The sequence below is a fragment of the Leucobacter fengyongliangi genome (assembly GCF_052386045.1).
The window spans coordinates 2,562,696-2,588,756 of record NZ_CM126356.1 but is presented as its reverse complement, the minus strand read 5'-3'; the positions used below and the strand labels follow the sequence as shown (position 1 = coordinate 2,588,756).

27 protein-coding genes and 1 tRNA gene are annotated in these 26,061 nt (G+C 66.8%); 18 read left to right on the top strand and 10 right to left on the bottom strand.

Translation table 11 applies throughout. The features are described from left to right. Positions 1-11: 11 nt before the first annotated feature. From ACTNFK_RS12225 to ACTNFK_RS12205, 5 genes are all read right to left on the bottom strand, one after another. Positions 12-1,250, bottom strand: a complete 1,239-nt coding sequence (locus ACTNFK_RS12225) for a pyridoxal phosphate-dependent aminotransferase (protein ID WP_435937455.1) — start codon at positions 1,248-1,250, stop codon at positions 12-14. 3 nt (positions 1,251-1,253) lie between these two features. Further along, on the bottom strand, positions 1,254-2,135 hold the full coding sequence (locus ACTNFK_RS12220; RefSeq protein WP_435937454.1) for a PrsW family intramembrane metalloprotease: 882 nt from the start codon (positions 2,133-2,135) through the stop codon (positions 1,254-1,256). Positions 2,136-2,245: 110 nt separating this feature from the next. After that, positions 2,246-3,253, bottom strand: coding sequence for a DDE-type integrase/transposase/recombinase (locus ACTNFK_RS12215; RefSeq protein ID WP_435936268.1), 1,008 nt, complete (start codon positions 3,251-3,253; stop codon positions 2,246-2,248). Next, positions 3,250-3,675, bottom strand: coding sequence for a hypothetical protein (locus tag ACTNFK_RS12210; protein WP_435936267.1), 426 nt, complete (start codon positions 3,673-3,675; stop codon positions 3,250-3,252). Before ACTNFK_RS12210 ends, ACTNFK_RS12215 begins: the two co-directional genes overlap by 4 nt. Before the next feature lie 30 nt (positions 3,676-3,705). After that, the gene (locus tag ACTNFK_RS12205) at positions 3,706-4,260 is read right to left on the bottom strand and encodes a hypothetical protein (protein ID WP_435936643.1); all 555 of its coding nucleotides are present in this window, start codon (positions 4,258-4,260) and stop codon (positions 3,706-3,708) included. A 260-nt stretch (positions 4,261-4,520) separates the two neighbouring features. On the opposite strand from ACTNFK_RS12205, the gene mtnC reads away from it, so the two are divergent. The 5 genes from mtnC (at position 4,521) to ACTNFK_RS12180 (ending at position 7,929) form a co-directional block, all read left to right on the top strand. Further along, positions 4,521-5,231, top strand: coding sequence for an acireductone synthase (gene mtnC, locus ACTNFK_RS12200; protein WP_435936642.1), 711 nt, complete (start codon positions 4,521-4,523; stop codon positions 5,229-5,231). Next, positions 5,228-5,959 (top strand): methylthioribulose 1-phosphate dehydratase, encoded by a 732-nt coding sequence (gene mtnB, locus ACTNFK_RS12195; RefSeq protein ID WP_435936641.1) that lies wholly within the window; start codon positions 5,228-5,230, stop codon positions 5,957-5,959. Before mtnC ends, mtnB begins: the two co-directional genes overlap by 4 nt. A 37-nt stretch (positions 5,960-5,996) precedes the next feature. Then, positions 5,997-6,578, top strand: coding sequence for a 1,2-dihydroxy-3-keto-5-methylthiopentene dioxygenase (locus ACTNFK_RS12190; RefSeq protein ID WP_435936640.1), 582 nt, complete (start codon positions 5,997-5,999; stop codon positions 6,576-6,578). Between the two features lie 194 nt (positions 6,579-6,772). Beyond that, positions 6,773-7,156, top strand: coding sequence for an iron chaperone (locus ACTNFK_RS12185; RefSeq protein ID WP_435936639.1), 384 nt, complete (start codon positions 6,773-6,775; stop codon positions 7,154-7,156). Between the two features lie 284 nt (positions 7,157-7,440). Beyond that, positions 7,441-7,929: a Dps family protein gene (locus ACTNFK_RS12180; RefSeq protein ID WP_433645628.1), complete on the top strand. Its 489-nt coding sequence runs from the start codon at positions 7,441-7,443 to the stop codon at positions 7,927-7,929. A 166-nt stretch (positions 7,930-8,095) separates the two neighbouring features. Here ACTNFK_RS12180 and ACTNFK_RS12175 read toward each other — a convergent pair whose 3' ends face one another. After that, the gene (locus tag ACTNFK_RS12175; protein WP_433645629.1) at positions 8,096-8,584 is read right to left on the bottom strand and encodes a YajQ family cyclic di-GMP-binding protein; all 489 of its coding nucleotides are present in this window, start codon (positions 8,582-8,584) and stop codon (positions 8,096-8,098) included. Positions 8,585-8,702: 118 nt separating this feature from the next. On the opposite strand from ACTNFK_RS12175, the gene ACTNFK_RS12170 reads away from it, so the two are divergent. The 5 genes from ACTNFK_RS12170 (at position 8,703) to ACTNFK_RS12150 (ending at position 13,895) form a co-directional block, all read left to right on the top strand. After that, positions 8,703-9,530 carry a DUF1684 domain-containing protein gene (locus tag ACTNFK_RS12170; protein WP_435936638.1) on the top strand — a complete coding sequence of 276 codons (828 nt, stop codon included), beginning with the start codon at positions 8,703-8,705 and terminating at the stop codon, positions 9,528-9,530. Between the two features lie 368 nt (positions 9,531-9,898). Further along, positions 9,899-10,315, top strand: a complete 417-nt coding sequence (locus tag ACTNFK_RS12165; RefSeq protein WP_433647418.1) for a DUF3151 domain-containing protein — start codon at positions 9,899-9,901, stop codon at positions 10,313-10,315. 18 nt (positions 10,316-10,333) lie between these two features. Beyond that, a complete protein-coding gene (locus ACTNFK_RS12160; protein WP_435936637.1) occupies positions 10,334-11,620 on the top strand; it encodes an adenylosuccinate synthase in 1,287 nt (428 codons plus the stop codon). A 17-nt stretch (positions 11,621-11,637) separates the two neighbouring features. Further along, the gene (locus ACTNFK_RS12155) at positions 11,638-11,943 is read left to right on the top strand and encodes a chorismate mutase (protein WP_433647416.1); all 306 of its coding nucleotides are present in this window, start codon (positions 11,638-11,640) and stop codon (positions 11,941-11,943) included. A gap of 47 nt (positions 11,944-11,990) precedes the next feature. Further along, positions 11,991-13,895 carry a heavy metal translocating P-type ATPase gene (locus ACTNFK_RS12150; protein ID WP_435936636.1) on the top strand — a complete coding sequence of 635 codons (1,905 nt, stop codon included), beginning with the start codon at positions 11,991-11,993 and terminating at the stop codon, positions 13,893-13,895. Here ACTNFK_RS12150 and ACTNFK_RS12145 read toward each other — a convergent pair. Further along, the gene (locus tag ACTNFK_RS12145) at positions 13,849-14,874 is read right to left on the bottom strand and encodes a 3-methyladenine DNA glycosylase (RefSeq protein ID WP_435936635.1); all 1,026 of its coding nucleotides are present in this window, start codon (positions 14,872-14,874) and stop codon (positions 13,849-13,851) included. The genes ACTNFK_RS12150 and ACTNFK_RS12145 overlap by 47 nt on opposite strands. Before the next feature lie 205 nt (positions 14,875-15,079). Continuing rightward, on the bottom strand, positions 15,080-15,469 hold the full coding sequence (locus ACTNFK_RS12140; protein WP_433647414.1) for an RNA-binding S4 domain-containing protein: 390 nt from the start codon (positions 15,467-15,469) through the stop codon (positions 15,080-15,082). A 153-nt stretch (positions 15,470-15,622) separates the two neighbouring features. Between ACTNFK_RS12140 and ACTNFK_RS12135 the strand changes: the two genes are divergently transcribed. The 8 genes from ACTNFK_RS12135 (at position 15,623) to ACTNFK_RS12100 (ending at position 24,024) form a co-directional block, all read left to right on the top strand. Beyond that, positions 15,623-16,360, top strand: coding sequence for a YigZ family protein (locus ACTNFK_RS12135; RefSeq protein WP_435936634.1), 738 nt, complete (start codon positions 15,623-15,625; stop codon positions 16,358-16,360). A gap of 90 nt (positions 16,361-16,450) precedes the next feature. Continuing rightward, complete coding sequence (locus ACTNFK_RS12130; protein ID WP_435936633.1) at positions 16,451-17,431, top strand: diguanylate cyclase domain-containing protein; 981 nt, start codon at positions 16,451-16,453, stop codon at positions 17,429-17,431. Between the two features lie 43 nt (positions 17,432-17,474). Beyond that, positions 17,475-18,635, top strand: a complete 1,161-nt coding sequence (locus ACTNFK_RS12125; protein WP_435936632.1) for a DNA polymerase III subunit delta' — start codon at positions 17,475-17,477, stop codon at positions 18,633-18,635. 14 nt (positions 18,636-18,649) lie between these two features. Beyond that, complete coding sequence (locus tag ACTNFK_RS12120; protein ID WP_435936631.1) at positions 18,650-20,284, top strand: alpha/beta hydrolase; 1,635 nt, start codon at positions 18,650-18,652, stop codon at positions 20,282-20,284. A gap of 67 nt (positions 20,285-20,351) precedes the next feature. Further along, positions 20,352-20,423, top strand: a tRNA-Thr gene (locus ACTNFK_RS12115). A gap of 79 nt (positions 20,424-20,502) precedes the next feature. Beyond that, on the top strand, positions 20,503-21,438 hold the full coding sequence (locus tag ACTNFK_RS12110; protein WP_435936630.1) for an ABC transporter ATP-binding protein: 936 nt from the start codon (positions 20,503-20,505) through the stop codon (positions 21,436-21,438). Further along, positions 21,435-22,598 (top strand): ABC transporter permease, encoded by a 1,164-nt coding sequence (locus ACTNFK_RS12105; protein WP_435936629.1) that lies wholly within the window; start codon positions 21,435-21,437, stop codon positions 22,596-22,598. The genes ACTNFK_RS12110 and ACTNFK_RS12105 overlap by 4 nt, the downstream gene beginning before the upstream one ends. Before the next feature lie 7 nt (positions 22,599-22,605). Further along, a complete protein-coding gene (locus tag ACTNFK_RS12100) occupies positions 22,606-24,024 on the top strand; it encodes a carboxylesterase/lipase family protein (RefSeq protein WP_435936628.1) in 1,419 nt (472 codons plus the stop codon). 201 nt (positions 24,025-24,225) lie between these two features. Here ACTNFK_RS12100 and ACTNFK_RS12095 read toward each other — a convergent pair whose 3' ends face one another. After that, positions 24,226-25,107, bottom strand: coding sequence for an exodeoxyribonuclease III (locus ACTNFK_RS12095; RefSeq protein ID WP_435936627.1), 882 nt, complete (start codon positions 25,105-25,107; stop codon positions 24,226-24,228). A 26-nt stretch (positions 25,108-25,133) separates the two neighbouring features. Continuing rightward, the gene (locus ACTNFK_RS12090) at positions 25,134-26,060 is read right to left on the bottom strand and encodes an MBL fold metallo-hydrolase (protein ID WP_435936626.1); all 927 of its coding nucleotides are present in this window, start codon (positions 26,058-26,060) and stop codon (positions 25,134-25,136) included. Position 26,061: the final 1 nt, after the last annotated feature.

The window sequence follows — 26,061 nt, the reverse complement described above, 5'->3', positions numbered from 1 at the left end:
GGGTCTGGGGTTCAGTCTGAGTTTTGTGGTGAGCCCTGGGTGAGTGCGCGGCGCAGTCGGCGGATCGCTTCGCGCAGCGTCGCCTCGTCCTTCACAAACGTGAAGCGCACCCAGTTCGCGAGGTCACGCGCGGTCGTGGATCCCTCGCGGCAGAACGCCGACACCGGCACGCACGCCACCCCCGCCCCAGCGGGCAGCGCCCGCGCAAACGCGGCACCGTCGGGCACCTCCGCCGAGAGGAACGGCGTCGCATCAGCGCACACGAAGTAGGTGCCCCCCGGCCTCCCGACCTCGAAACCGATGTCGGCGAGGGCCGAGCTCAGCAGGTCGCGGCGGTGGGTGAGAGAGTCGCGAAGCTCGCGAATGTCGGCATCGCCCTCGGTGAGCGCCCGCGCGATCGCCGGCTGAAACGGGGCCCCGCCCGAGTAGGTCAAAAATTGCTTGATCGTCGCCACCGCATCGATGAGCGGCGCCGGGCCCGTGATCCATCCGATCTTCCAGCCGGTCAGCGAAAAGGTCTTGCCCGCAGAAGAGATGGTGAGGGTGCGCGCGGCCATGCCGGGCAGCGATGCGAGCGGGGTGTGTGCCAGGCCGTCAAACGTGAGGTGCTCGTACACCTCGTCGGTCACGACGACCGCGTCGACCCGCACGGCCGCCGCGGCGATCGCTTCGAGTTCGTCGCGCGAAAGCACCGTGCCCGTCGGGTTGTGCGGAGTGTTCACCAGGATCACCCGGGTGTTCGCGGTGACGGCTGTTTCGAGCGTGGCCGCGTCGAGTCGAAACCCGCCCGCGCCCGGCACGAGCGGCACGGTCACGTGCGTCGCACCGGCCATCGCGATCGCGGCCGCGTGCGCATCGTAAAACGGTTCGAGGCTGACGACCTCGTCGCCGGGGCCGCACAGCGCGAGCACCGCGGCGGCGATCGCCTCGGTCGCGCCCGCGGTGACGAGCACCTCGGTGCCGGGATCCACTGTGATGCCATAGTGCCGGGCTTGGTGCGCCGCGATCGCCTCGCGCAACGCGGGAATGCCGCGCCCCGGCGGGTACTGATTCGCGCCACTGTGGATCGCGTTGGCCGCTGCCTGGCGGATCCACTCGGGGCCGTCGCTGTCTGGAAACCCCTGCCCGAGGTTCGCCGCGTCATACTGGGTGGCGAGCGCGGTCATCTCGGCGAAGATCGTCGGCCTGGCGCTACCGTCTGGGGAGGCGAGGCCCGCTGCCCGGGCTACCGATTGCCATCTGAGAGTCACGCCTCACAGTGTAGAGGTGCCGCCACAGCATTCCCGGTCGGAGCGTCGGCCCCACCTGACCGCCGCGATGAACAGCGCGATCGACCCGGCGTACGAAGCCACCATGATCGCGACCTGCAGCACCTCGCTGGTGAAGAGCCCGGGCGAATCCCAGAGGGCGTGCATGAGCATCGGACCGAAGAGCGCCGGTGCCAATACCCACCAGCGCCCTCCGAGTCCGCGCTGCCGCCGCGACATGCAGTAGGCGAGCGCGGCCCCCGCGACGGCCGTCCACAGGGCGTGCAGCCCAAACCCGAAGATCGAGCGCAGAAGCCCGACGTAGAGGGTCTGGGCGAGATCTTCCGAGCGGAGCGTGTACATCAGCGTCTCAAGCAGTTCGAATCCCATGCCGACGAAGAATCCGTAGACCACCCCATCCATGACCGTGATGCGTGCGCGAGACGCGAGCGTCAGCACCGCGAGCACGCCCAGTAGACGAGAAATATCCTCGGTGATCGGAGCGGAAATCACCGTGGAGAAGGTTGACAACCCGAGGGCCGCGAGCCCGTTGCTGAAGAGGGCGCTGAGGAGCATGGCGGATCCCACCGCGACCGTCATGCCCCACACCAGGGCGAAGATCCGCAGCGACGCGGGTTGACGCCGCACGCGGGGGAGGGCCCGCACGACGAGCCACAGGATGAGGCCCTGCACGCCGACCACGAGTGTGGCTGCGACGAGGCCCGTTCCCGAGATGCCTCCAAGAAACAGGGGCAGCAGTGTGATCGCCGCCGACGGGAAGATAAGCGCCAGCGCGAACCAGAACATTGGCTGCCGGGGCTGCCACACCGTGAGGCCGTGCGGGGCGGGGGCCTGCCCGATGCTTGCTGCTGGGGTCGCCGCGCTCATGACGAGACCTCCGCGCTGCGCAAAAGATCGAGCACCGACTCGGGTGTGTCGAGAGTCGACTGCCCGGGCTGGAAATTTAGGGTGAGCGCTCTGTGTCAAGCTGTGTGGAGTCACTCGGACGTTAGTTGTGTGGTTTGTTTCGGGAGATTGATTCCCACGAGGTCCGCTGGTGCCGGCGTAACCGGGCGCCCGCGGAACCGTTCCGGGTGCGTGTCGTAATAGTGTTGCAACGCGAGGTCGCGGGTCTTCCACACCTCACGCCATGACCCGTCACCGACCTGAGCGGGTGAGAACAACGCGATCCCGGAGTGCTTGTGCTCGGTGTTGTACCAGGCCACATACTCGGCGAGATACGTGCGGGCGGCAGCAAGATCAGCGAAGACTCTGGGATAGCCGGGCCGGTACTTCATCGTGCGGAACCCGGCCTCGGAGAACGGGTTATCGTTCGAGACGTACGGCCGGTTATGCGACAACGTGACTCCGTGGTGGGTGAGCGCGTTCAGGAGCGCGTGTGAACGCATCGCTGACCCCGAGTCCGCATGCACCACCTCCGGGGCTCCGTAATGGGCGATCGCGGTCTCAAACATCTCGACCGCGAGGTGATCAGCCTCTCGTTCCTCGACCCGCCACCCCACGATCTCACGCGAGAAAATATCGGTGATCTTGTATGCCTTGAACGTTTTCCCCCACCACGGCGAGTACAAGTCAGTGATGTCCCACGACCACGCTTGCCCGGGCCGGGTCGCCGTCACGACGGGTTTCTCGCGTGGGGCCCGTTTCCCGCGCCGGGTCGGGACCTGCGGGCGCAGCATCTGCTCCTCGATGCCGGCAGCGATCCGCCACCACGTGCGACGCGACGCGAGCATCACTCCCGCATCCCACGCCGACGCGTACGCATGATCCACGGACACGCTCTTCGCCCACCCCGCAAGAATGTACCCCACGATGCGTTCCCGATCGGTCGGACTGATGCGTGCCCGGTACGCCCGCTCGGCCTGCGGAACCGGGGCCATCACCACTTGGCGGGGCTGTTGCCGGTAATGCCACGTCGCCCGGGACACCCCCGCAAGGCTCAGGGCCTTACGCTGTGACCCCGTGATGCGGGTGAGCTCGGTCACGAGGAGGTTCTCGGCGGTGATGAACTCTCTCGCCCGGTCGCCGGCAACGTATCGGGCTCTTGCTCGTTCAGCTTGTGCAAGAGCCCGATAGCTTTTCCCAACGCGTCATTCGTTCCCTCGAGTTCACGAATCCGGGCGTTGAGCGCGGCGAGTTCTGCGTCGTGTTGTTCTTTCGGGATGCTGCGCTGCTGGTGGGAGATCTCCCGGCGGGCCTTCGCGTCTGGTGTCATACCGCTACTCTCTCGCGGAATCATGCCGCGGTCGAGATCGCCCCCGAACACGGCATCTTGCCAGCGCATGATCTGATGCTTGGAAAAGGTTTGCTCTTTCAACCATCTCGTTTTCGTGCCATGGGGAAGGTTCTGGTACTCGTGCACATACTCACGGATTTCCGTGAGAGTGAAGCCCGGCGTGATCGACATGATGGGTGACCTTTCTGTCAACCGAGTGACTCACACACAGCCTGGCAAAGAGGGGAGGAGGAGGCAATCGGCGGGCTGATCGGTCGTGCACGCCACGATGCTGCGGGTGACGGAATCTCCCGCGCTCAGGTCGTATTGGATGCTGCTTGCGGTGAGCGCGCCCTCGAGCTCGACGGGAAGCACTGGCACGACCAATGCCCCGACCGGTGAGGTGTCGCGCAGCAGCTCGGGCCCGCCTGCCACCCCGGGGAAGACGCTCGCACGCATCGTGGTCGCCCCGCTCGGGTCTGTCGCCACGAAGGCACTGGTATCGGCGGGGTCGGTAACCCGGATCCACCCCTCGGGAGCGATGAATTGCGTGGACACCACCCGGTCGCCGTCGTTCGCCGTCAACGCGACGCGCTCGTAGACACCGATCGTGCCTTCGAGTCGCGTCGGTAGCAGCACCATGAGCGCGATCGGCACGATCGCGAGGGCGGTCGAGACGATGACCATGGCCCACACCGGGGCCCACATGGGCCGGTCGCTGCGGAAGGGCGGTGGGGCTTCCTGGCCCTCGAGCGTGGCGTGGTGCGTATCAGTCATACCGAAAATACTAGACCTAGTCCATGTTTATTGTGTCTTCCTTTGAGCAAACACGCCGGGGTGGATCGCGGAGGCGGGTTTGCCGCGGCGAATGGGCGGTGGTGGATCGGCGCTGAGCGCAACGGAGCGAAGCTCAAGGCAACTGGAGGCAGCCCGATGCAACCTGGCGTAACGCGGGCACACTCGCGGCTGCATCGCTGCTAACGTGGCGGGGCACGCCCAGCCACCGATTGGGCAACCGAACGACTTGAGGGGGATGCATGCCGGACGCGATCCAGATCAGCGCAGACGTCGTCGTCGTTGATCTCGAGGGCACAACGAGCGCCGCCGGGTTCATCCTGGGCGACCTGTACGACTACGCCAGGCCACGACTCGAGGCAGTACTGGGCCGCGACGACGATACCGTGCGCGTGGCGCGTGCCGCCGCGCTCGCCGAAGCGGGACTGCCCGAGACCGCGACCGATGCCGACGTGGCCGCGGCCCTGCACGCCCTCATGGATGCCGACGTGAAGTCGACCCCACTGAAGACGCTCCAGGGCATCATCTGGGCCGAGGGCTTCGCTGCCGGCGAGATCACCTCTCACTTCTTTGAGGACGTGCCGCCGCGGTTGCGCCACTGGCACGACCAGGGGGTGCGGATCGCCGTCTACTCCTCCGGCTCCGTCGCCTCGCAGCAGCCCTGGTTTCGGCACGCACCGCAGGGCGACCTCTCGGGTCTCGTCACTGCCTGGTTCGACACCGTCAATGCCGGGCCAAAGAAGGAACCCGCCTCGTACGCCGCAATTGCGCAGGCGTTGGAGGTGGATCCGACCCGCCTCCTCTTCCTCACCGATCATCCCGACGAGGTCTTGGCCGCCGTCGCCGCAGGTTGGCAGGTCGTCGCGCTCGACCGCGTGGGCGAGCCCTGGGCAGGTGCCGAGTTTGCCGCGCCGGCGATCACCGGCTTCGACCAGATCGAGGTGCAGCCGTGAACACGCTGCGCGTCGACGTGACCCCGAACACTCAACCTCTGGGGGCTGAGGCAGACACCGCTGCTGCCCCATCTGCAGTCGCCGCACCCGCGCACCCGCACCCGATCGACCCCGCGCGCGTGCGCGACGCGGGCCGTGCGCTCGCCGCCGAGGCCGACCGCTTCTCGGGCTACGGCTGGATGCGCGGCACGGCGGGCAACCTCTCGGTGGTGCTGGAGCGCGATCCACTGTTGCTCGCCGTCACCGCGTCTGGGCTCGAGAAGTCGGAACTGACCGAGCGCGACGTGGTGCTCGTCGATGCCGCGGGTGCCGCGGTCGATCCCGCAGACCCGCGCCCGCCGTCAGCAGAGGCCGGGCTGCACGCGCACATCGCTGCGCGCACCGGCGCTGGGGCGGTCTTCCACGTGCACGCACTCGACCCGGTGATCGCGGGCGCGCGCTGGCCGGGCGGCGTCGACCTGCGCGACCTCGAGATGCTGAAGGGCATCGGGCACCCCGCGCACGATGCGACCGTGCGCATTCCGGTCATCTCGAACCACCAAGACATGGCGATCGAGGCGCAGCGCTTCGACGAGGTGTACGTGCCAGGCTCCGCCGCCGTGCCCGAGGTGCCCGTGCTCATCGTCGCCGGCCACGGCATGTATGCCTGGGGCGCCGACGTGCCTGCCGCTCGCCGCCACCTCGAGATCGCCGAGTGGCTGCTGCGCTTCGCCGTCGCCACGCGCTGAGCCTCGATCCACCCCCACCACCTGCCAAGGAGCCGAAATGACCCTGCTGACCGTCTGGAACGACACCGACCCCGCCACCCCCGTGCTGGAGACCACCGACGAGGCCGAGATCCGTGCGTCGCTCGGCACACTGGGCGCGCGCTTCTCACGCTGGGAGGTGCAGGATGTCGCGGCCGATGCGACCCTCGACGAGATCCTTGGCGCGTACGAGGAAGAGGTCGAGGCCGTGAAGCAGAGCGAGGGCTACACCCTCGTCGACATCGTCGGGCTCACACCCGGGCAAGAAAACTACGACGAGCTGAAGGTCGTCTCGCGCCAGAAGTTTCTCTCGGAGCATCGTCACGACGATGACGAGGATCGATACTTCGCGCGCGGCGCCGGCGTGTTCTACCTGCACGTTGACGGCAAGGTGCACGCGCTCTACTGCGAGCCGGGCGACCTTGTGTCGGTGCCTGCCAACACGACGCACTGGTTCGATATGGGCACGAACCCCGAGTTCGTGTCGATCCGCTTCTTTCACGACGAAGATGGGTGGATCGGCCACTTCACCGGCAACCCAATCGCCGAGGTCTTCCCGACGTTCGACGACCTGCACGCACGCCGCGCGCAGCTCGCTTAGGGGTAGTTACGTCGGCTCGTGCGGCGGGGCCCAGCGGGTGTCGCCGCGCGCAGCCGTGGGTCTGTTACCTGCTGGTCGTTGACATAGGGAATTGACAAGCGAATACTGAAGAGGCCGGGGGGCGCCCATGAAAGGGAGGCGCGTGACCCAACCTCCCATCCCAGTCAGAGCAGATCAGGGAACGGACCGAGCAGATGACCGAACACGAAGCACCGCAGACCGTTGACGAGTACATTGCCACGTGCGACGTCCTCGCCCAGCCGAAGCTGCGGCAGTTGCGCAAGGTCATCCGCGAGGCAGAGCCGACCCTGACCGAGCGGATCAGCTGGCGCATGCCGACCTATCGGCTCAATCGCGACGTGATCCACTTTGCGGCGAACCGGCGGCACGTGGGGGTGTACCCGGGGCCCGAGGCCATCGAACACTTTGCCGACAGGCTGACCGAATACCGCACCTCAAAGGGCGCCATTCAGATCCCGTATGATCGCGAGCTCGATGCGGAGCTCATCGCGGATCTTGTGCAGTTCAGCATCGACCAGCAGGCAACGGCTCGCGCTTCCGTCGGAGACTTGAGTTAGGTCGGAGGGGGTTGCAGTGCGCTCATCCGACTGGAGTCAGATCTCCGACGGTAGTCGGTGCGGTCGTGCGGTCGTGCGGTCTGTGCGGTAGGTCTGAGCCTCGGGTTCAGAGGGGAATGCACGCAAGAGGCGCGATCCACCAGCAAAATTGTGGCGAAATCAACCCCCCTTGGGCTCGCGTTCGCCCAGAGCAGAGCAGGGAGACGCGCATCGTCCCGCACACGTAAAGTGATGAAAGAAGCGCCCCAGTCAGTCGGCCGGGGCCGAATGGAAGGGGTTCAGCTATGACGAATCGTAAAATTCACGAGCCTGCCGTTCAGGGTGACGAGGATCGCCCGAAGAAGGTCGCCGCGCAGCTCAGCCCGGTTGCCCATGACCTCATCGCGCTCGCGGTCAATGGCAAGCAGGCGCACTGGCACCTGCGCGGAGCGAACTTCATCGGCGTGCACGAGTTTCTCGACGAGGTCGTCGCGCACGCCCAGGCCGCGTCCGATACGGTGGCCGAGCGCATCGTCGCGCTGGGGCAGCCAGTTGACGGGCGCATCGGCACCGTCGCGGCGAAGACCTCGACGCCCGAGATGGAATTCGGTTTTCAGAACCCGAACCACACCGTCAAGGAAGTCGTCGCGCAGATCGATGCGACCCTCGAGACGGTCTACAGCGCGGTGCGCGAGCTTGACGATGTCGATCTGCCGAGCCAAGACATAGTGATCGCGATCGCGCAGCAGCTCGACAAGGATCGGTGGTTCCTCACCTCCCACTTCGCCGAGTAGGCCTGCCTGCACCCGTTGTCGGGTGGACGCTCACGCAGGGTTCCCGCGCGGCGAAGCCCGCGTGAGCGTCCACCTCGGCATGGGGCCGGGAACCAGGGGGTTCCGCGATCCACCAGTCGAAGCCTGGCCTCGAGCCACAGCGAACTGACCGGAACCGAACAAATAGTTAGCGGAAGTTGATGAACTGCAGCGCCGTGTCGACGTCGGCACCCTTGAGCAGCGCCATAGTGGCCTGCAGATCGTCGCGGCTCTTCGAAGACACCCGCAACTCGTCGCCCTGGATCTGACTCTTCACACTCTTTGGGCCCTCGTCGCGAATGAGCTTGTTCAGCTTCTTCGCGGTCGCCTGATCGATGCCTTCTTTCAACTTGATCTCGATGCGAGTCTCTTTGCCGCTGGGGTACGGGTCGCCGCTGTCGAGCACCTTGAGCGACATGCCGCGCTTGATGAACTTCGACTGCACCACGTCAAGCACGGCAACCGCGCGCTCTTCGGTGTTTGCCTTGATCAGGATCGCCTTGTCGTTCAGCGAAATGTCGGCACCCACGCCCTTGAAGTCGTAGCGCTGCTCGACCTCCTTGCGGGCCTGGTTAATCGCGTTGTCGACCTCCATGGGGTCGATCTTGCTCACTACGTCAAACGATGAATCAGCCATGGGGCCAGGATACCCGACCGTGAGAAGTCACGCTGGGCCGCGGGGGTGAGGGAATGCGCTGCGTGAGGCCATGGTTGTTGGGTACGAAGCGATGTATTGCCCGAAGCAAGGAGCCACCGTGACCAAGCCCACCACCCCATTGACGAACCTCGAGTCGTTTCGCGCTGCGCACGCCGCCTGGCACGACGAGGTCGAGTGTGGCCGCACCGCACCTCACGGGCCGCTCAGCGTCACCGCGCTGCACTGGCTCTCGGCCGAGCCGCAGGCCTTCCCCAGGGTGCCGGGGCTGTGGAGCGCCGACGCGGATGGCCTTGTCACCGTCCACTTTGCCGCGAGCGACGGCGTGACCCAGGGCGGGGCTCCGCTTGACGGCACCGTGCAGCTCGGCCCGCTCACCGGCATCGAATCCGCCACGCTCGTGTGGGGCGATCTGCAGCTCGAGCTCGCCGCCCGCAGCGGCCGAATCGTGCTGCGCCCGCGCGATCCACAATCGAAGGATCGCGTCGAGTACGCGGGCACGAACACGTTCCCACCGAGTGACCAGTGGATCGTCGCCGCGCGTTTTGTGCCCACCCCGCGTGAGGCGGTGCAGGTGGATTCGGCGGCCGGGCCTGATGCCAAGCAGTACTACGACTCTCCCGGCACCGCCGAGTTCGAGATTGACGGTGTACCAGTTGCGCTCACCCTGTTTGGTGAGGTGTACTCGCCGAGCCTGCGTGCGATCTTCGCCGACGCGACCGGGGTCGATCTGACCTTCTCCGCCGCGCGCTTCGTGGGCGTGACGCAGACCGGCGATGACACCGTGGTGATCGACTTCAACCGTACCGTGAACCCGCCGTGCGCGTATTCAGCGAGCGCCACCTGCCCGTTCCCGCCACCCGAGAACCGCCTGGGCGTGCGCATCGAGGCCGGCGAACTGCGCCCCGGCCTCACACCGCCGGACTGATGCCCACGCGCTCAGCCCCGCCCGGAGTTCTTCGCGCTGAGTCCCCCGCCTTCAGCTCCTTCTTCACCTCAAGGTGCCTAATTTGCGCGAATAGGGGCCCTCGGGGTGAAGAAGGCACACGGGATGGGGTGCGGCGGGCGCGTTGGGCGGGGATGGGGCGCGGCGGGTGCGGTAGTCGGGGAGGGGGTGCGGGGATGGCGCTCGCGCGGATCGCGGAGCTCCGGGGTGACACTCGCGCGGGGTTGAGCTCGCAGGAACCCTGCGCGAGTGTCCACCCGGCATGGCCCAGACAGTCCAAGCGCGGTGCAGGCGCGCGGCCGTGTGTGTGTCCAACCGGCACCCGCCCACCGCATCGGTAGACTGATCTGGTGATTGGCGAGAATCTGCTCGGCCCCGAGCCCACGAGGCTTGCGCCCGAGCCACAGGTAGCGAGTGCGCTCGCCGCGGGCGAGACCCCCGAGCAGGTGGCACGCACGCACCCCGAATCGCCGCTCGCCTGGGCCCTGCTCGCCGACGAGGCCCACGCCGCGGGCCGCGATATCGAGTCATACGCGTACGCGCGGGTCGGTTACCACCGCGGCCTCGACACCCTGCGCAAGTCGGGGTGGCGCGGCGCCGGGCCGATCCCCTGGGAGCACGAGCCCAACCGTGGCGTGTTGCGCGCGCTGTACGCGCTGCGCCGGGCCGCCGCCGCCATCGGCGAGACCGCCGAGGTCGACCGCCTGACCGAGTTTCTGAACGGGGCCGACGCTACCGCGATCGCCCGCATCGAAGAGAGCGCATAGCGCGAAGGAGGGGCTGCAATGCCCGCAGTACTGATTACCGGCGCCCAGTGGGGCGATGAGGGCAAGGGACGCGCGACCGACCTGCTCGGCAGCCGCGTCGACTACGTCGTGAAGTTCAACGGCGGCAACAACGCCGGGCACACGGTGGTGGTCGGCGACGAGAAGTACGCGCTGCACCTGCTGCCGTCGGGCATCCTGACGCCGGGCGTGATCCCGGTCATCTCGAACGGCGTCGTTGTCGACCTCGAGGTGCTGCAGGCCGAACTCACCGCGCTCAGCGCCCGCGGGGTCGACGTGTCGCGGCTAAAAGTCAGCGCAAACGCGCACGTCATCACCGCCTACCACCGCACGCTCGACAAGGTCACCGAGCGCTTTCTCGGCAAGCGCCAGATTGGCACCACCGGCCGCGGGATCGGCCCGGCCTACGCCGACAAGATCAACCGTGTCGGGATCCGCATTCAAGACGTCTTCGACGAGGGGATTCTGCGCCAGAAGGTCGAGGCGGCGCTCGACTTCAAGAACCAGGTGCTCGTCAAGATCTACAACCGTCGCGCGATCGGCGTTGACGAGGTCGTCGATGAGCTGCTGAGCTACCGCAAGTTGCTCGAGCCGATGGTGTGCGACACCGGCCTGTTGCTGCACGAGGCGATGCAAGAGAACAAGACGATCCTGTTCGAGGCGGGCCAGGCGACGATGCTCGACATCGACCACGGCACCTACCCCTTTGTCACCTCGTCGAACGCGACCGCCGGCGGCGCGAGCACCGGCTCGGGCCTGCCCCCGCACGCCATCGACCGCGTGATCTCGGTCATCAAGGCCTACACGACCCGCGTCGGCGCCGGCCCATTCCCCACAGAGCTCTTCGACGAGTCGGGCGAGTACCTGCGCGCGCAGGGCTTCGAGTTCGGCACCACCACCGGGCGCCCGCGCCGCTGCGGCTGGTACGACGCCCCGATCGCGCGCTACGCCGCCCGCATCAACGGTGTCACCGACTTCGTGCTGACGAAACTCGATGTGCTCTCGGGCCTCGAGACGATCCCGGTGTGCGTCGCCTACGACGTGAAGGGCGTGCGTCACGACGAAGTGCCGGTGAACCAGACCGATTTCCACCACGCGAAGCCGATCTACCAGGACTTCCCCGGCTGGACCGAAGACATCACGGGTGCCCGCACCTTCGAGGATCTCCCGAAGAACGCACAGGACTATATCCTGGCGCTCGAGGCGATGAGCGGATCGCGCATCTCGGCCATTGGGGTGGGCCCCGAGCGCGAGCAGGTCGTCGTGCGCCACGACCTCCTCGACTGAGCGGATCGAGGCACACCATGAGCACCGAAACGCCAGAGGCCCGATTGCGGCGCCTGCGCTCGAGCATCGACAACATCGACGCCGCGCTGATCCACATGCTTGCCGAGCGCTTTCGCTGCACGCAGGAGGTGGGTCGCTTGAAAGCTGAGTTCGATATGCCCGCCTCCGATCCCTCGCGAGAGGCGACCCAGATTTCGCGTCTCCGCTCGCTCGCGAGCGATGCCCAGCTTGATCCCGAGTTTGCAGAAAAGTGGTTTAACTTCGTGGTCGCCGAGGTGATCCACCACCACATGCAGCTCGCCGACGAGGCGCGGGAAGGGTAGCCTTCCCTTCGATGCGCTCGGCCTGAGAACGGGCGAGAATGGGTGACATGTCGAAGATGTTCACCGCAGCAGGCCGCTACCCCCTCGTTGCCGCGACCCTCGTTGTGGGCGTAATCGGGCTGATCATGCTCGCGACCCCTGCGCGCGATGCGGCGCCCTGGGTCGTCGGCGTGTATGCCCTCGCGATTGCCGCGTGGGAGGCCGTGAGTATGGTGCGCCAACTGCTGCGCGGCCACGTGGGCCTCGACATCCTCGCCGTCACCGCGATCACCGCGGCGGTGCTCGTGGGTGAGCCGTGGGCCGCGCTCGTCGTGGTGCTGATGCTCACCGGTGGATCCGCGCTCGAAGACTACGCGGAGGGCCGCTCGAAGCGCGAGCTGACCGCACTGCTGGCTCGCGCGCCCGAGCGGGCGACCCGCATCCTGCCCTCGGGCGACACCGAGACCGTGGGCGTGCACGAGATTCAGGTCGGCGACGAGCTGCTGGTGCGGCCCGGCGAGCTGGTGCCGGTTGACGCGGTGCTGGCGGATCGCTCCGCCACCTTCGACGAATCATCCCTGACCGGCGAGAGCCTGCCCGTGGAGCGCGCGCTCGGGGAGAAGGTCTTGAGCGGCGCGGTGAGCGGATCGATGGCGGTGCGCATGCGGGCGGTCGCGCGCGCGGAAGACAGCGAGTACCAGCAGATCGTGCGGCTCGTAGAGCAGGCGGCGAACAGCAAGGCTGGCGTCGTGCGGCTCGCGGATCGGTACGCGGTGCCGTTTACGCTGCTCTCGCTCGCCATCGCCGCCATCGCCTGGGCCGTGAGCGGCGACCCGGTGCGCTTCGCCGAGGTCTTGGTCGTGGCGACCCCGTGCCCGCTGCTCATCGCGGCGCCGGTGGCCTTCCTCGGCGGAATGAGCCGGGCGGCTCGCTTCGGCCTGATCGTGAAGGGTGGCGGCACCCTCGAGCAGCTTTCCCGCGTGCGCGCGGTTGCGTTCGACAAGACCGGCACGCTCACCAGCGGCCGCCCCGACCTCGAGCGTGTGCTGACCGGTGAGGGGTTCACCGAGGAACAGGTGTTGCAGCTCGCCGCGTCGGCTGAGGTCTATTCGTCGCACGTGCTCGCCGACGGAGTCATCGACGCGGCGAAGGCACAGGGGCTCGCGCTGCTCCCGGTCGAGCGCGCCGAGGAAATCGCCACGCAGGGCGTGCTCGCCGAGGTGGTGACTGCTGACATCCTGGCCGGACATTTGACCATGGGCGCGTTCGGCGCGTCGGGCGAGGTGCGCGTGGGCAAGCCCGACTGGGTGCACGAGGCGGCGCCCGACCTGCGGCGCGCGGAACTCGCCGCCGGGGAGCTGGGCATCTACGTCTCGCTGGGGGATCGCTTTGCCGGCACCATCGTGATGCGCGACCGCCTGCGCGACGAGGCCGCCGACACCGTCGCCGAGTTGCGTGAGATGGGCATCGAGCACATGCTCATGATCACCGGCGATGTTGAGGCTACCGCTCGCCCGATCGCCGACCGCCTCGGCATCGACGAGGTGCACGCCGAGTGCAAGCCCAGCGACAAGGTAAGCATCGTGGCGGGTGTCAAGGTGCGACCGCTGCTCATGGCTGGCGACGGCCTCAACGATGCCCCGGTGCTCGCCGCCGCCGAGGTCGGCTTCGCCATGGGGGCGCGCGGATCCACCGCTGCCAGCGAATCGGCCGACCTCGTGAACCGTTTCGACAACATCGCGGGCCTCGCGCGCGCGGTGCGGATCGGCCGCGACACCGTGCGGATCGCGCTGCAGAGCATCTGGCTCGGCATCATCATCAGCGTCGGGCTCATGCTCGTGGCCGCGTTCGGGTTCTTGCCCGCACTCGTCGGCGCGTGGATGCAGGAGCTCGTCGACCTCGTCGCGATCCTCGGGGCGTTGCGCGCTATCGGGCCGCGGTCTGAGCGTCGAACGCCCGTCGCGCCACGCTGATCGCCGCGAGCACCCGCTCGCGGAGTGCGTTGCCGCGGGCCGCGAAACCCCGCTGCAGTTCGGCGTATAGGCGCTTGCCCTCGGGGGTCTCAATGGCGATCGGCGTGAGCGGCACGCCGTCTGCCCCCGTAAACCCGGTCACGTCGTAGGGGGATGCGCGCATGTCGACCTCGCGGATGTCGCGAGCGAACACAAACGCGTCGAGCAGCACCTCACCGGGCACGATCGGGCCGAGCTTCGCCGCCCACTTGTAGACGTCCATGCCGGCGTGCAGACACCCCGCTTGCTCGAGCTGCCCCTGCGTTTCGCGGGTGGGGTGCAGGGTGTTCATCGGGGCCGCCTCATGCGTGAAAAAGCGGTACGCGTCAAAGTGGGTGCAGGCGATGCGGTGGCTCTCAACGACCGCGTCAGTGGCCGCGTGGCCTATGCGAAGCGGCAGCCCGGCATGGCGCACCTGATCGGGGGCGAGCCGATACACCATCGCCCACTCGTGCAGGCCGAAGCACCCGTACTGCGGGGTGTGCTCGATGGTCGCCGCGAGCAGCTGCTCGACGAAGTCGACGGTCGCGCCGCGCTTCGCGAAGTAGGTGTCGAGGTCGACCGTCACGTCGCACGCTTCGCTTGTGGATCGCGCAGCGTTCGGGAACTCCGTATCCGTGCGTCCCGCGCCGCTCACAGCTGCCACGATCGTGTAGTGTCGCCAGGCTGCGCGATCCACCCCCGCGTCTGCGAGCACGACCCCCGCCCCCGGATGCCAGCGGGCGAGCTCGGCCGGCTTGACCGAGTAATACGTCCATAGAAAATCTTCGATCGGGTGCTTCTCTCCGCGGGCGCGCCGCTCGCGGTGTGCGGCGGTGAGGGCAGCGGCCCGTGCCTGGTGTGTGCGCTCGAGGTGGTGCCACTCGCTGGGAGAGAGGTGCTGCAGATGCGGCATGTGATCGGGCGTGGCAGCAAGCAGACTCGGGGCGGGCGTGGGCACCTGTCAAGGGTAGCGGGGCGATCTGAAAGCAGAGCGACGCGGGCTCGTCAGACACGAAAAATCCGCTCATGTTGTGCGGTTTATTCTGGCCCGAAAGACCGCACAAGTAGCGCGGATTTTCATGTCGACCTGGATCAGGGGGTGCGCCTGCGCTGGCACGGTGCGGCAGTGTGTGGCACGGTGTGCTGGGGCGAGGAGCCTTGCGCTAGCCCTCGAAGTCGCGTTGCGACTCCTCGTCGCGGCCGCGCAGGCGGTCGATGTCGCGACGCTCGCGCTTCGTCGGGCGTCCGGCCCCGCGGTCGCGCAGGATGTCGGCGGGGCGCTCGACGCGGGGCAGGGGTGGGGGAGTCTGATCCTCAAAATACTGAGCAGCGTCGGCGGCGCTGCCTCGCCTCGTCGCGAGCCCGGTGACCTTGTAGATGCGGTCGAATCCGTGCAGGCGCACCCGCACCTCGTCCCCAATGTTCACGGCCTGCGCCGCCTTCGCGGGGTTACCGTTCACCCGCACGTGCCCGGCGCGGCAGGCCGCAGTGGCCTGGCTGCGCGTCTTCGCGAGCCGCACCGCCCACACCCAACTATCCACCCGCACGCTCACGCCCCGAGCCTACCGCGACTGCCATCCCTCTCTGCCCTGCCCCGACTACCCTGCCCTGCGCCGACTACCCTGCCCTGCCTCGACTACCCTGCCCTGCCCCGACTGCCCTGCCCTGCGCCGAGGGGTCGCAATTCCACCACCAGACCCCCGCACGTGGTGGAATTGCGACTCCTCGGCGAGCGAACGAGCGAGGGCGCGACCCGGCAGACGGGAGGCGCGACCCGGCAGACGGGAGCCGCGACCCGGCAGAATGGAGGCATGAGTGCCGAGTACATCACCATCGCGGGCCCGGTCGACACCGAGCTCGAGATCTCGCGTTCTCGGTTCTTGACGCGCCTCGAACGCGTCTCTGATGAGGGTGAGGCGCGATCCACCATCGCGCGTGTGCGAGCCGAACACCCACGTGCCCGGCATCACTGCAGCGCGTTCGTGTTGGGTGCGGGCGGGCGCACCCGACGCTCGAACGACGACGGCGAGCCGAGCGGCACCGCGGGCGCACCCATGCTCGATGCCCTGGTCTCGGCCGGGCTCAGCGACGTGATTGCCGTGGTGACACGCTACTTCGGGGGCGTGCTGCTCGGGGCCGGCGGGCTGACCCGCGCCTACCGCGCAGCGGTTGCCGAGGCGGTCGCCCAGGCCGGTCGAGTGCGACGTGCAGAGCGGATCCCGGCGCTCGTCACTGTCGACTACGCACTCGCCCCGCAGGTCGAGGCCGAGGCAAGGCGCCGCGGGTACGAGGTGGGCGAAGCGGGGTACGGTGAAGCGGTCGAGGTGCGGCTGCTGTTGTCAGTGGATCAGTGCCCGGGCGCGGGTGCGCTGGTGCAAGAACTCAGCGCTGGAAGCGCGACACTCGAATTTGCGGAAGCGATCCTGGTGGATCTCTCCGTGTAATCAGGCAGGAAGAGTCAGCTGATAGTTACACTGCCTCCAACATTGCACCGACCGGAGAAGGATGTCGGTGCGGGGCAATACACTGACATCGTGCCTCACCGCGGACGGTCTCGGACCTTCAGACGACAATCTGAACTTTCGCTTGCCTTGGCAGCGATGTTTCTCTCGGGTGGCGTGTTTGCCGGTCTCGCCGCGACGATCTTCCCGCCCGAGAACCGTCCCCCGCTCTGGGTACCCATCACGGTCTCTGGAATTGCTTTGTTGGTCACTCTGGTAGTTCTCGCGCGCGGCAGCCGTCTTCGCTTGGATACAGCTGCTATTACCAGTGGAATCTATCTTGCTGTTCTCTTGTTTCTGATCGCGAACAGCACGAGCCTGAGCCGCGCGACGGTGGCTGCGATGCTCACGGTGGTGGTCATCGTCTTGTATGCCTGGTTTCTTCCGACCAAATACGCGCGGCTGGTGGGCTATACCTGCCTGGTGCTCTTTGCCACGATTATCGTCGTTCGGTACCCGTCAAACGATGCCTATCTCACTGCCGTCGCGCTGGTTGGCCTCTCGATACTCCTGACCGAGGTGTTTGGGCGATTCAAGCTGAACCTCGAGGAGTCATCACTCACCGACCATTTGTGTGGCGTGTGGAATCGACGCGGGTTTGATGTCTTATTGGAGAAGGAAATTCTCACAGTGGCGCGCACGCGAGAACCACTCTCCATGATCTTCCTCGACCTCGATGGGTTTAAGTCAATCAATGATTCCCGCGGGCATCACGAAGGCGACATCGTTCTCCAGCAGGTTGCAAGCGCGCTGGTTCAGGGTGTGAGAAGCGGCGACAGTGTGGCTCGTGTTGGGGGCGACGAATTCGTGCTGCTTCTCCCTCGAACCTCGACGAAAGAGGCGCGAGTGTTGGTCGAGCGCCTCCGGGGGCAGGCGACCGCGTGTGGCTGGTCTGCGGGGATTGCCGAATACCGAGAGGGTGAATCGGCGCACGAGTTCGTCAAGCGGTCTGACAACGAGATGATGCAGCAGAAGCGGACGGGCGGTGGCGAGCATGAGCCGGTCTTGCGCTGATTGCGGGCAACCGCGTGACGGTGCCTCGCGATAGCCTGATGCCATGGGGTTTTGGGACGAGATTGTGGGGCAACCCGAGGCGGTGCGGGCGCTCGAGCACGCCGCATCAGCTGAAGGTAGCGACGACCTCTCGCACGCCTGGCTGATCACCGGCCCGCCGGGCTCGGGTCGTTCGAACCTCGCACTGCGATTCGCGGCCGCGCTCATCGCGCGCGGTGCGGAAGATCTCGACGCGGTCTGGCAGCAGGTGCGCTCTCGCACGCACCCCGACCTCGCCGTGCTCACCACGCAGAAGCTCCTCATCACCATCGACGAGGCGCGTGAAATCGTGACCACGGCGTACTTTTCGCCAGCAACCGGTCGCCATCGCGTCATCGTCATCGAAGACGCGGATCGGATGCCCGAACGCACCTCGAATGTGCTACTCAAGGCGCTCGAAGAACCTCCCGAGCGCACGGTGTGGGTGTTGTGTGCGCCCAGTGAGGCCGACCTGCTGCCCACCATCCGCTCGCGTGCCCGATCCGTCAAGCTCGTCACTCCGTCGCCCGCAGAGATTGCTGCATTGCTGCATGAGCGAGACGGGGTCGATTTCGCGGTCGCGGAACGCGCGGCGCGGCTGTCGCAGAGCCACATCGGTATGGCCCGCAGGCTTGCCAGTGACCCCGAAGCGATGGCGAGACGTGAGCGCACGATTGACCTCGCACTGGCGGTCGACACCCTGGGCGATGCGATGCGCGCCGCAGCCGGTCTGGTGAAGGTCGCGGAGGCCGACGCGTCAGCATTCACCGAGCAACTCGATGCGGTCGAGCGGGAGGAGGCGCTGCGCAACCTGGGCATCTCTGCTGGCGCAGCGATCCCGCCCAAACTGCGTGCGCAACTGCGCAACCTCGAGGAAGATCAGTCGCGGCGGGCGAAACGCAGCCTTCGCGATGGCATCGACCGCGTCCTGACCGACCTCCTCTCGCTGTACCGTGACGTGTTGCTCACGTCGCTGGGGGCCGGCCTCGAGTTGGTCAATGTCGAGCATCAAGCACGCATCGAAGAGCTGGCGACGCAATGGGGCGCAGAGCGGGCGTTGGAGGCGGTGTCGATGGTCGAGCAGGCTCGGGAACGCCTCGTGCGCGCGGTCACCCCGGGGCTCGTGCTCGAGGCACTCTTTGCAGGTATCGCGCGGCAGGGTGCTGAATCGATGACACATCAATGAGTGGGGAGCGCACCATGGGCGAAGCTCGAACAGACACAAATTCCGGGGTCGAGTCCGGGGCCAAGGCCAGGCGTCGAGGCACGGGCCGGTCAGCCGGTTCTTCTCGTCGCCGCATCGGCCTCGCGGCCGTGGCGCTCGCCGCAGTCGGTGCCCTCACGCTCAGCGGGTGCGCCCCGCTGATCGAACTCGCGCGAGATTTTGCCTCGCGAGCCACCGACCGCGCACCCTCGGCGAACTTTGAGCGCTTTGACGCGCAGACACCCAGGTGGAGTGACTGTGGCGACGGCATGGAATGTGCGGAGGTCTTCGCCCCGCTCGATTGGAACGAGCCCGAGGGTGAACGCATCACCCTGGCGCTGATCCGTCAACCCGCGCTGAGTGGATCATCGCAGGGGAGCCTCTTCGTGAACCCCGGGGGCCCGGGGGCCTCGGGCGTGGACTACGCGCGGTACGCGGTCGACGGCGGAATTGGCGAGTCTGTGCAGCAGAATTTCGACATCGTCAGCTGGGATCCGCGCGGCACCGGAGCCTCGTCGCCGGTGACCTGCCTCGATGCCCAAGGGATGGATGAGTTCCTCTTCAGCCTCGGTGAGGGGCAAGATCTCGAACGCGGGAGCGCTGAGTGGATCGCGCTCGCTGCCGAGGAGAGCGCGGCATTCGGCGAGGCCTGCCTTGAGGCCACCGGGCCGCTGCTCGGGCACGTCGACACGATGTCGACCGTGAAAGACCTCGACATGCTGCGAGCCATCGTCGGAGACGAGAAGCTCAACTACCTCGGCTACTCCTACGGCACCTACATTGGCGCGCGCTACGCCGATGCCTACCCTGATCGCGTGGGGCGCCTCGTGCTTGATGGCGCGACCGACCCCACCGCCTCCGAGGCTGACGTTGTGCGCGAGCAGACCCTCGGCTTCGAGGCGGCGCTGCGCGCCTATGTCGCCGATTGCCTGACTCGAGAGAACTGCATGTTTGCCGGCAAGACTGTCGACGAATCGATGGCGCAGATCGGCGCGCTCATCGACCAGGTGGATCAGCAGCCGATCGAGGCGAGTGATGGCCGCATGCTCGGCACCGACACCATGCTCACCGCCATCATCACCCCCCTGTATTCGCAGGTCAATTGGCCGTACCTCGACGATCTCTTTGCTGAGGTTGCGAACGAAGAAGCCGAGACCGCCTTCATCCTCGCGGATTTCTACTACGACCGCGTGGATGGTGTGTACCAGACCAACCTCATGGAGGCTTTCCTCTCGATCAACTGCCTCGACTATCCGCGAGGCGCAGAGCTCGATATCGAGCGCATGCGTGCGCAGGCAGCTGAGCTCGATGCCATCGCGCCGACGATCGGGCGGTTCCAGGGATACGGCGATACGTTCTGTGCGGAATGGCCGTTTCCGGGGGTCGAGAGCCGCGACGCGGTGCGGGCGGCGGGCTCAGACCCGATCATGGTGGTGGGCACCACGGGCGATCCGGCGACCCCGTATCGGTGGGCGGTATCGCTCGCGGATCAGCTCGAGAGCGGCGTGCTCGTGACGTATCACGGGGAGGGGCACACCGCCTACGGTGAGCACCCGTGCGTCAACGCGGCGGTCGACGAGTACTTCCTGACTGGTGCGGTGCCTGCGAGCGACCCAAATTGCGCCGCGTAGCGTGCTGTTTCACGCCCCGCGAGTCGTGGTAAAGTAGTCGATTGTGTGCCGGGATTGCTCGGACCATGCCGACTTAGCTCAGGGGTAGAGCAGTTCCCTCGTAAAGAACAGGTCGTGGGTTCAAATCCCACAGTCGGCTCCGATCCGAAACCCCCGCGACACTCGCGGGGGTTTCGTCGTTCCGGTCGCCGCGGAGCGAAGCGTAAGGGGGGAACCGGGTGCTTGAGCTCAGAGGAATCACGCGCAGCTTCGGCGAGCGTCGCGTACTCGACGATGTGAGTTTCACCGTTGCGAGCGGACGCATGACAGGGTTCGTCGGCGGCAACGGCGCGGGCAAGACCACCACCATGCGCATCATCTTGGGGGTGCTTGCCGCCGATGGTGGTGAGGTGACGCGAGACGGTTCCCCGCTCTCCCCGCGGGACCGGGCGAGAATCGGGTACATGCCGGAAGAACGCGGCCTCTATCCCAAGATGAAGGTCGCGGAACAGCTGGTGTACCTGGGCCGACTGCACGGGCTCAGTGCCTCTGACGCGAAGGCGGAGGTCGGCACTCTGCTCGAACGCCTCGGGCTGGGCGAGCGCGCGAACGACCTGCTCGAGAGCCTGTCGCTCGGCAACCAGCAGCGCGCGCAGATCGCCGCCGCGCTCGTGCACCGCCCGATCGCGCTCGTGCTTGATGAGCCGTTCTCGGGGCTCGATCCACTCGCCGTCGAAGTGGTGATGGGGGTGCTTCGCGACTACGCCGCGCAGGGCCTCCCGGTGCTCTTCTCTTCGCATCAGCTCGACATCGTCGAGCGGTTGTGCGACGACATCGTGGTCATTGGTGGCGGGCGGATCCTCGCGGCCGGATCCCGCGAATCACTGAGGCGCGAACATTCCGGCCTCAGCTACGAGCTTGAACTCGCGACCACAGTCGAGAACACGAACGAGAACAGGACCGACCCCGTAGATGCCGGCTGGGCCCGCGACATGCCGGGCATCACCGTGACCGAGCTCAACGGAGGCCGCGTGCGCTTCGACGCCGAGAGCGAGGCCGCGGCACAGGCCGTGCTCGCACGAGCGGTGCAGGGCGAGAGCAGATCCACCGTGGTGCAGCGCTTCGCCCGCGTCACCCCAACGCTCGCCGAGATCTTCCGGGAGGTCGTGCAATGAGCACTCAGGCAGGCAGCGCGGTGCACCGTCCGACCGCCACGAGGGCCGCGTGGATCGTGGCGGAGCGCGAGATCACGACCAGGCTGCGGAGCAAGGCCTTCCTGATCTCAACGGGGATTCTGCTGCTCATCGTGCTCGTGGGCGCGCTCGCTGGTGGGTTCGCGTCAAAGATCGGTGGCTTCGGTGGCCCGACCAAGGTCGCCGTAGCGGGCGAGGGTGCGGCGGCGCTTGAATCCGCCGGCTTTGAGGTGACCGAGGTCGCGGATAGTCAGGCTGCCCGAGAACTCGTCGAATCGGGCGAGGTCGACGCCGCGGTCGTGCCGGGAGGAGCCGGTGAGCTTGGCGCGACGAGCAGCGCCGAAGGCACCGAGAGTACTGGCGAGTCCGCCGTAACCGTGATCGCCCTTGAGAGCGCCCCTAGCGATCTCGTACAGGTGCTCTCTACGTCACCCGAGGTCGAACTACTCGACCCGATCATCGAGAATTTCTTCCTCGCGTACATCGTGTCGTTCGCGTTCGGCATGGTCTTCTTCGTGAGCGTGATGACGTTTGGCACGACCACTGCCCAGAGCGTCGTGGAGGAGAAGCAGACCCGCATCGTCGAGATCCTCCTCGCCACGGTCTCGGCGCGGGCGCTGCTCGCGGGCAAGATTCTCGGCATGACGGTGTTGGCTGTGGGGCAGGTGATCGCGATTGTCGCACTTGCCTCGATCGGGCTGCTCGCCACGGGCCAGCAGATCCTCTTCGCCGAGCTCGGCACTGCACTCGGGTGGTTCGGGGTGCTCTTCATCTTCGGGTTCGTACTGATCGCAACTCTGTATGCCGCCCTCGCTTCGCTCGTGTCGCGCCAGGAGGACATCGGATCGGTGACGAGTCCGGTCATGGTGCTCGTGATGATCCCGTTTTATCTCGTTATTTTTCTCTTCGATAATGCGCGAATGATCGCGGTCCTGAGCTACGTGCCCCTGTCGGCGCCGGTTGCGATGCCGCTGCGGCTCTACCTCGGAACCGCCGAGTGGTGGGAGCCAATGGCCGCGCTGGCAGTGCTGCTGGTCACCTTCGCGGTGGTGCTGTGGATCGGCTCCCGCATGTACAGCAACTCGGTGCTGCGCACCGGCGGCCGCGTGGCGTGGAAGGACGCCCTCGCGAAGACTGAATAATGGCGGTATGACCCCAGCGCCCCCGATCGCCACCTCGCCCGCCGGAACGTTTCGTGGAAGCACGGAGGGCGACGTGCGGATCTGGCGCGGGATCCGCTACGCCCAGCCACCCGTGGGTGACGCGCGTTGGCGAGCACCCGTGGCTCAGCAACCCGTCCTCGGCGTGGTTGATGCGCTGAAATTCAGCCCGGCCTGCCCGCAGCCGATCAACCCGGCGGTCCCGCTGCCCGCAGACACCGTGTTTGACGAGGATTGCCTCGCCCTGAACGTGTGGGCCCCCGAGGGCACGGATCCGCTGCCCGTCATGGTGTGGCTGCACGGCGGTGCTTACACCTATGGCTCAGGGAGCCAGACCGTGTTCGACGGGAGCGCGCTCGCCGGAGGTGGGGTTGTCGTGGTCACCCTGAACTATCGCGTGGGAGCGCTGGGGTTTCTCGATCTCACGAGCTTCGGCGAGCCGGGGGAGTTCGACAGCAACCTCGCCCTCCGCGATGTGCTGCTCGCGCTGAGGTGGGTGCAGCAGAACATCGTGGCGTTCGGGGGCGACCCGGGCCGGGTGACGGTGTTCGGCGAGTCCGCCGGTGGCGGGCTGGTGACGACGCTCCTTGCGGTTCCCTCGGCAGCGGGGCTGTTCCAACGCGCGATCGCGGAGTCTTCGCCCGCGTCGAGCGTGTACGGGCCCGAACGGGCCGCGGCCGTGGCGAGGCGCTTCATTCGGCAGAACCGGGTGCCCATCGCCGACCCTGAGGGATTGCGCGAGATTCCCGCCGAGAAGCTGGCACCCGCGACCGCCGAGGTCTTTGCGCAGGTGCCCGGGGAGGCACCGGGCACGATTGCGTTCGCCCCGGTCATCGATGGCGACCTGCTGCCGGAGGCACCGATCAAAGTGCTGCGCGAGGGTCGCGGGCTGCCGGTCCCCCTCATCATCGGCACCAACAAAGACGAGGCATCTGTCTTCAAGTTCATGAAGTCGCCCCTCATGCCCATCACCGATGAGCGCATTCGCGAGATGCTCAGCGACATCGCTCGCGAGCGCCCCGAGGTGGAAGTGCCCGAGATCGCCCAGATCCGTTCGGCGTATGAGGGGGTGCGGCGGCAAGCCGTTGGCCTGGGCATCGCCCGCGACATTGGGTTTCGCCTCCCGTCGTTGTGGATCGCCGAGGGGCACAGCGCGGTCGCCCCGGTGTGGCTCTACCGCTTTGACCACGCCACACCGATGCTGCACCTTATTGGCCTGGGGGCAACGCATGCGAGCGAGGTTCCCTACGTGTGGCGCAACCTCGACGACCCCACGATGAATTTCTCGTTCAAGCTCGGCGGGCGGTCGCAGGCGGCCGCGATCTCTGCGCGCATGAGTGCACGCTGGCTAGCCTTCGCGAAGGGCGAGTCGCCCGACGCGCTCGGACTCCCCGACGCCCCGATCTAGCCGCGGTTCGACGAGTTCGAGCGTCGCACGCTGGTGATCTCAAGTGTGGATCGCGTCGTGCCCGACCTCGACGCGGAACTGCGCCGTGGCTGGGGCGACGAGGTCATCGCGTTTCCCTAGCGGTGTGGCGGCTCAGACCTCGCGGTGAGCGTGCTGGCGTGCGTGTGCGCGTGGGAACGGCATGGCACGGCGATCCACCACCTAGCCAAAGATCATCGGGCGGTCGTCTTCGTCTTCGAAGCTCGCGAACAGCAGCGACGGGTCGATGTCACACACCACGGGCACGTGGTCGCTCGGGCCGTCGCCCTTCCGCTCATCGCGCGCGATCTCGGCACCCGTCACCGCGCCAGCGAAGGCCGGCGAGCCCAGGATGAAGTCGATCCGCATGCCCTCGTTCTTCGGGAAGCGGCCGGCCTTGTAGTCCCAGAACGTGAAGCCCTCGGGCACGATCGGCCGTACGACGTCGGTGAGGGTCTGCTCGAACGAGGCGAACATTGAGCGCTCGTCGGGCGACACATGGGTGGATCGGCCCTCGACGAACGAGGGGTCGGCCATGTCGGCGGCCGTCGGCGCGATGTTCCAGTCGCCCATCAGCGCGAGCGGGAGGTCCGGGTTCTCGGCGATCCACTGCTCGGCATTGGTGCGCAGCGCAAGCAACCAGTCGAGCTTGTAGGCGTAGTGCGGGTCTTCGAGCGAACGGCCGTTGGGCACGTAGAGGCTCCAGAGCCTGAGGTCGCCCACGGTGACACCCAGCGCGCGCGCCTCCAGCGGGAGCTCGTTCGGGCCGGTGCCCTGCTTGTGTTCCTGCCCGACGATGGCCTTCCCGAAGCCCGGCATCCCGTCGAAGCCACGCGCCACATCGGTCATCTCGTGGCGACTCGCAAACGCAACCCCGTTCCACTGGTTCAGGCCGTGGATCTCGAGCTGGTATCCCGCCCGCTCGAACTCGGCGACGGGAAACTGTTCCGGCTTGCACTTGATTTCCTGCATCGCGAGCACGTCGATGTCTTCGCGGACGAGCCAGTCGACGACCCGGCCAACGCGGGTGCGGATGGAGTTTACGTTCCAGGTGGCAATGCGCATGGATCCACCGTAGCGCGCCGATGCGATCAGTTCGTGCCGTGCAACTGCAGGTGGCGTTCGGCGAGGCCGGAGCGCAGGAAGTCGACGTGCATTTCGGTCTGCGACAGGGCCGACACGAGCATGTAGCCGGAGAGGTTCTCCCACCCAGCAGACCAGGCCAGCCGGCTTGCCAGATCCCAGACTGGGGCGTGTGGGGTGCTCTCCAGAGCCGCGCGCACCTCGCGGGTTCGTCGCAACTGATGCGCGGCGATCGAGCCGCAGCGTTCCCTGATGTTGCGGAATCCGAATTCGTGGCCGGGTGCAGCCACGTGATCGTCAAACTCGGCGATCGTTTCGAGGCTGACGAGATATGCGTCGACCTGATTGCCCGAGGCGCTGCCGCCGAGACCGACACCGCTGTTGATCGTTGGCAAGACGTGATCCCCGGTGAAGACGATTCGCTCCTGGCGCTCACGAAGGCACAGGTGACCCAAGGTGTGGCCGGGCGTGTGAATGACCTGCAGCTCGCGTCCGGGCACGAGCAGCCTGTCGCCGTCTTCGCACAGTAGGTCTGCGGGCGGAAACGACGAAACCTGAGCGGAGGTCTTGGACCTTGCGAGCCTGCCCTGATAGGCGGCGGGCACGCCCCAGCCCTCCGCGCGCTGAGAAACGTCCTCCTCGCGAGTCCCGAGAGTGAGCTCCCTCACGGCGTTGTCTTCTTCGCGATGCAAGATGAGCCGCGCGCTCGATGCCGCGCGAATGCGCGCCGCAAGTCCGAGGTGGTCGGGGTGGAGGTGCGTCGCAATAACGGCGCGTACGTCGCTGACCGATTTTCCGATCCCGCGCAGATTCTGCTGCAGGAGCGCCCAATTCTCGCCCGAATCGATCCCGGGGTCGACCACGTGCAGGTCTCCGGCGGAATCTTCGATGATGTAGCAGAGGTTGTACGGAGGCCCGAACTTTCCCATGGGCATG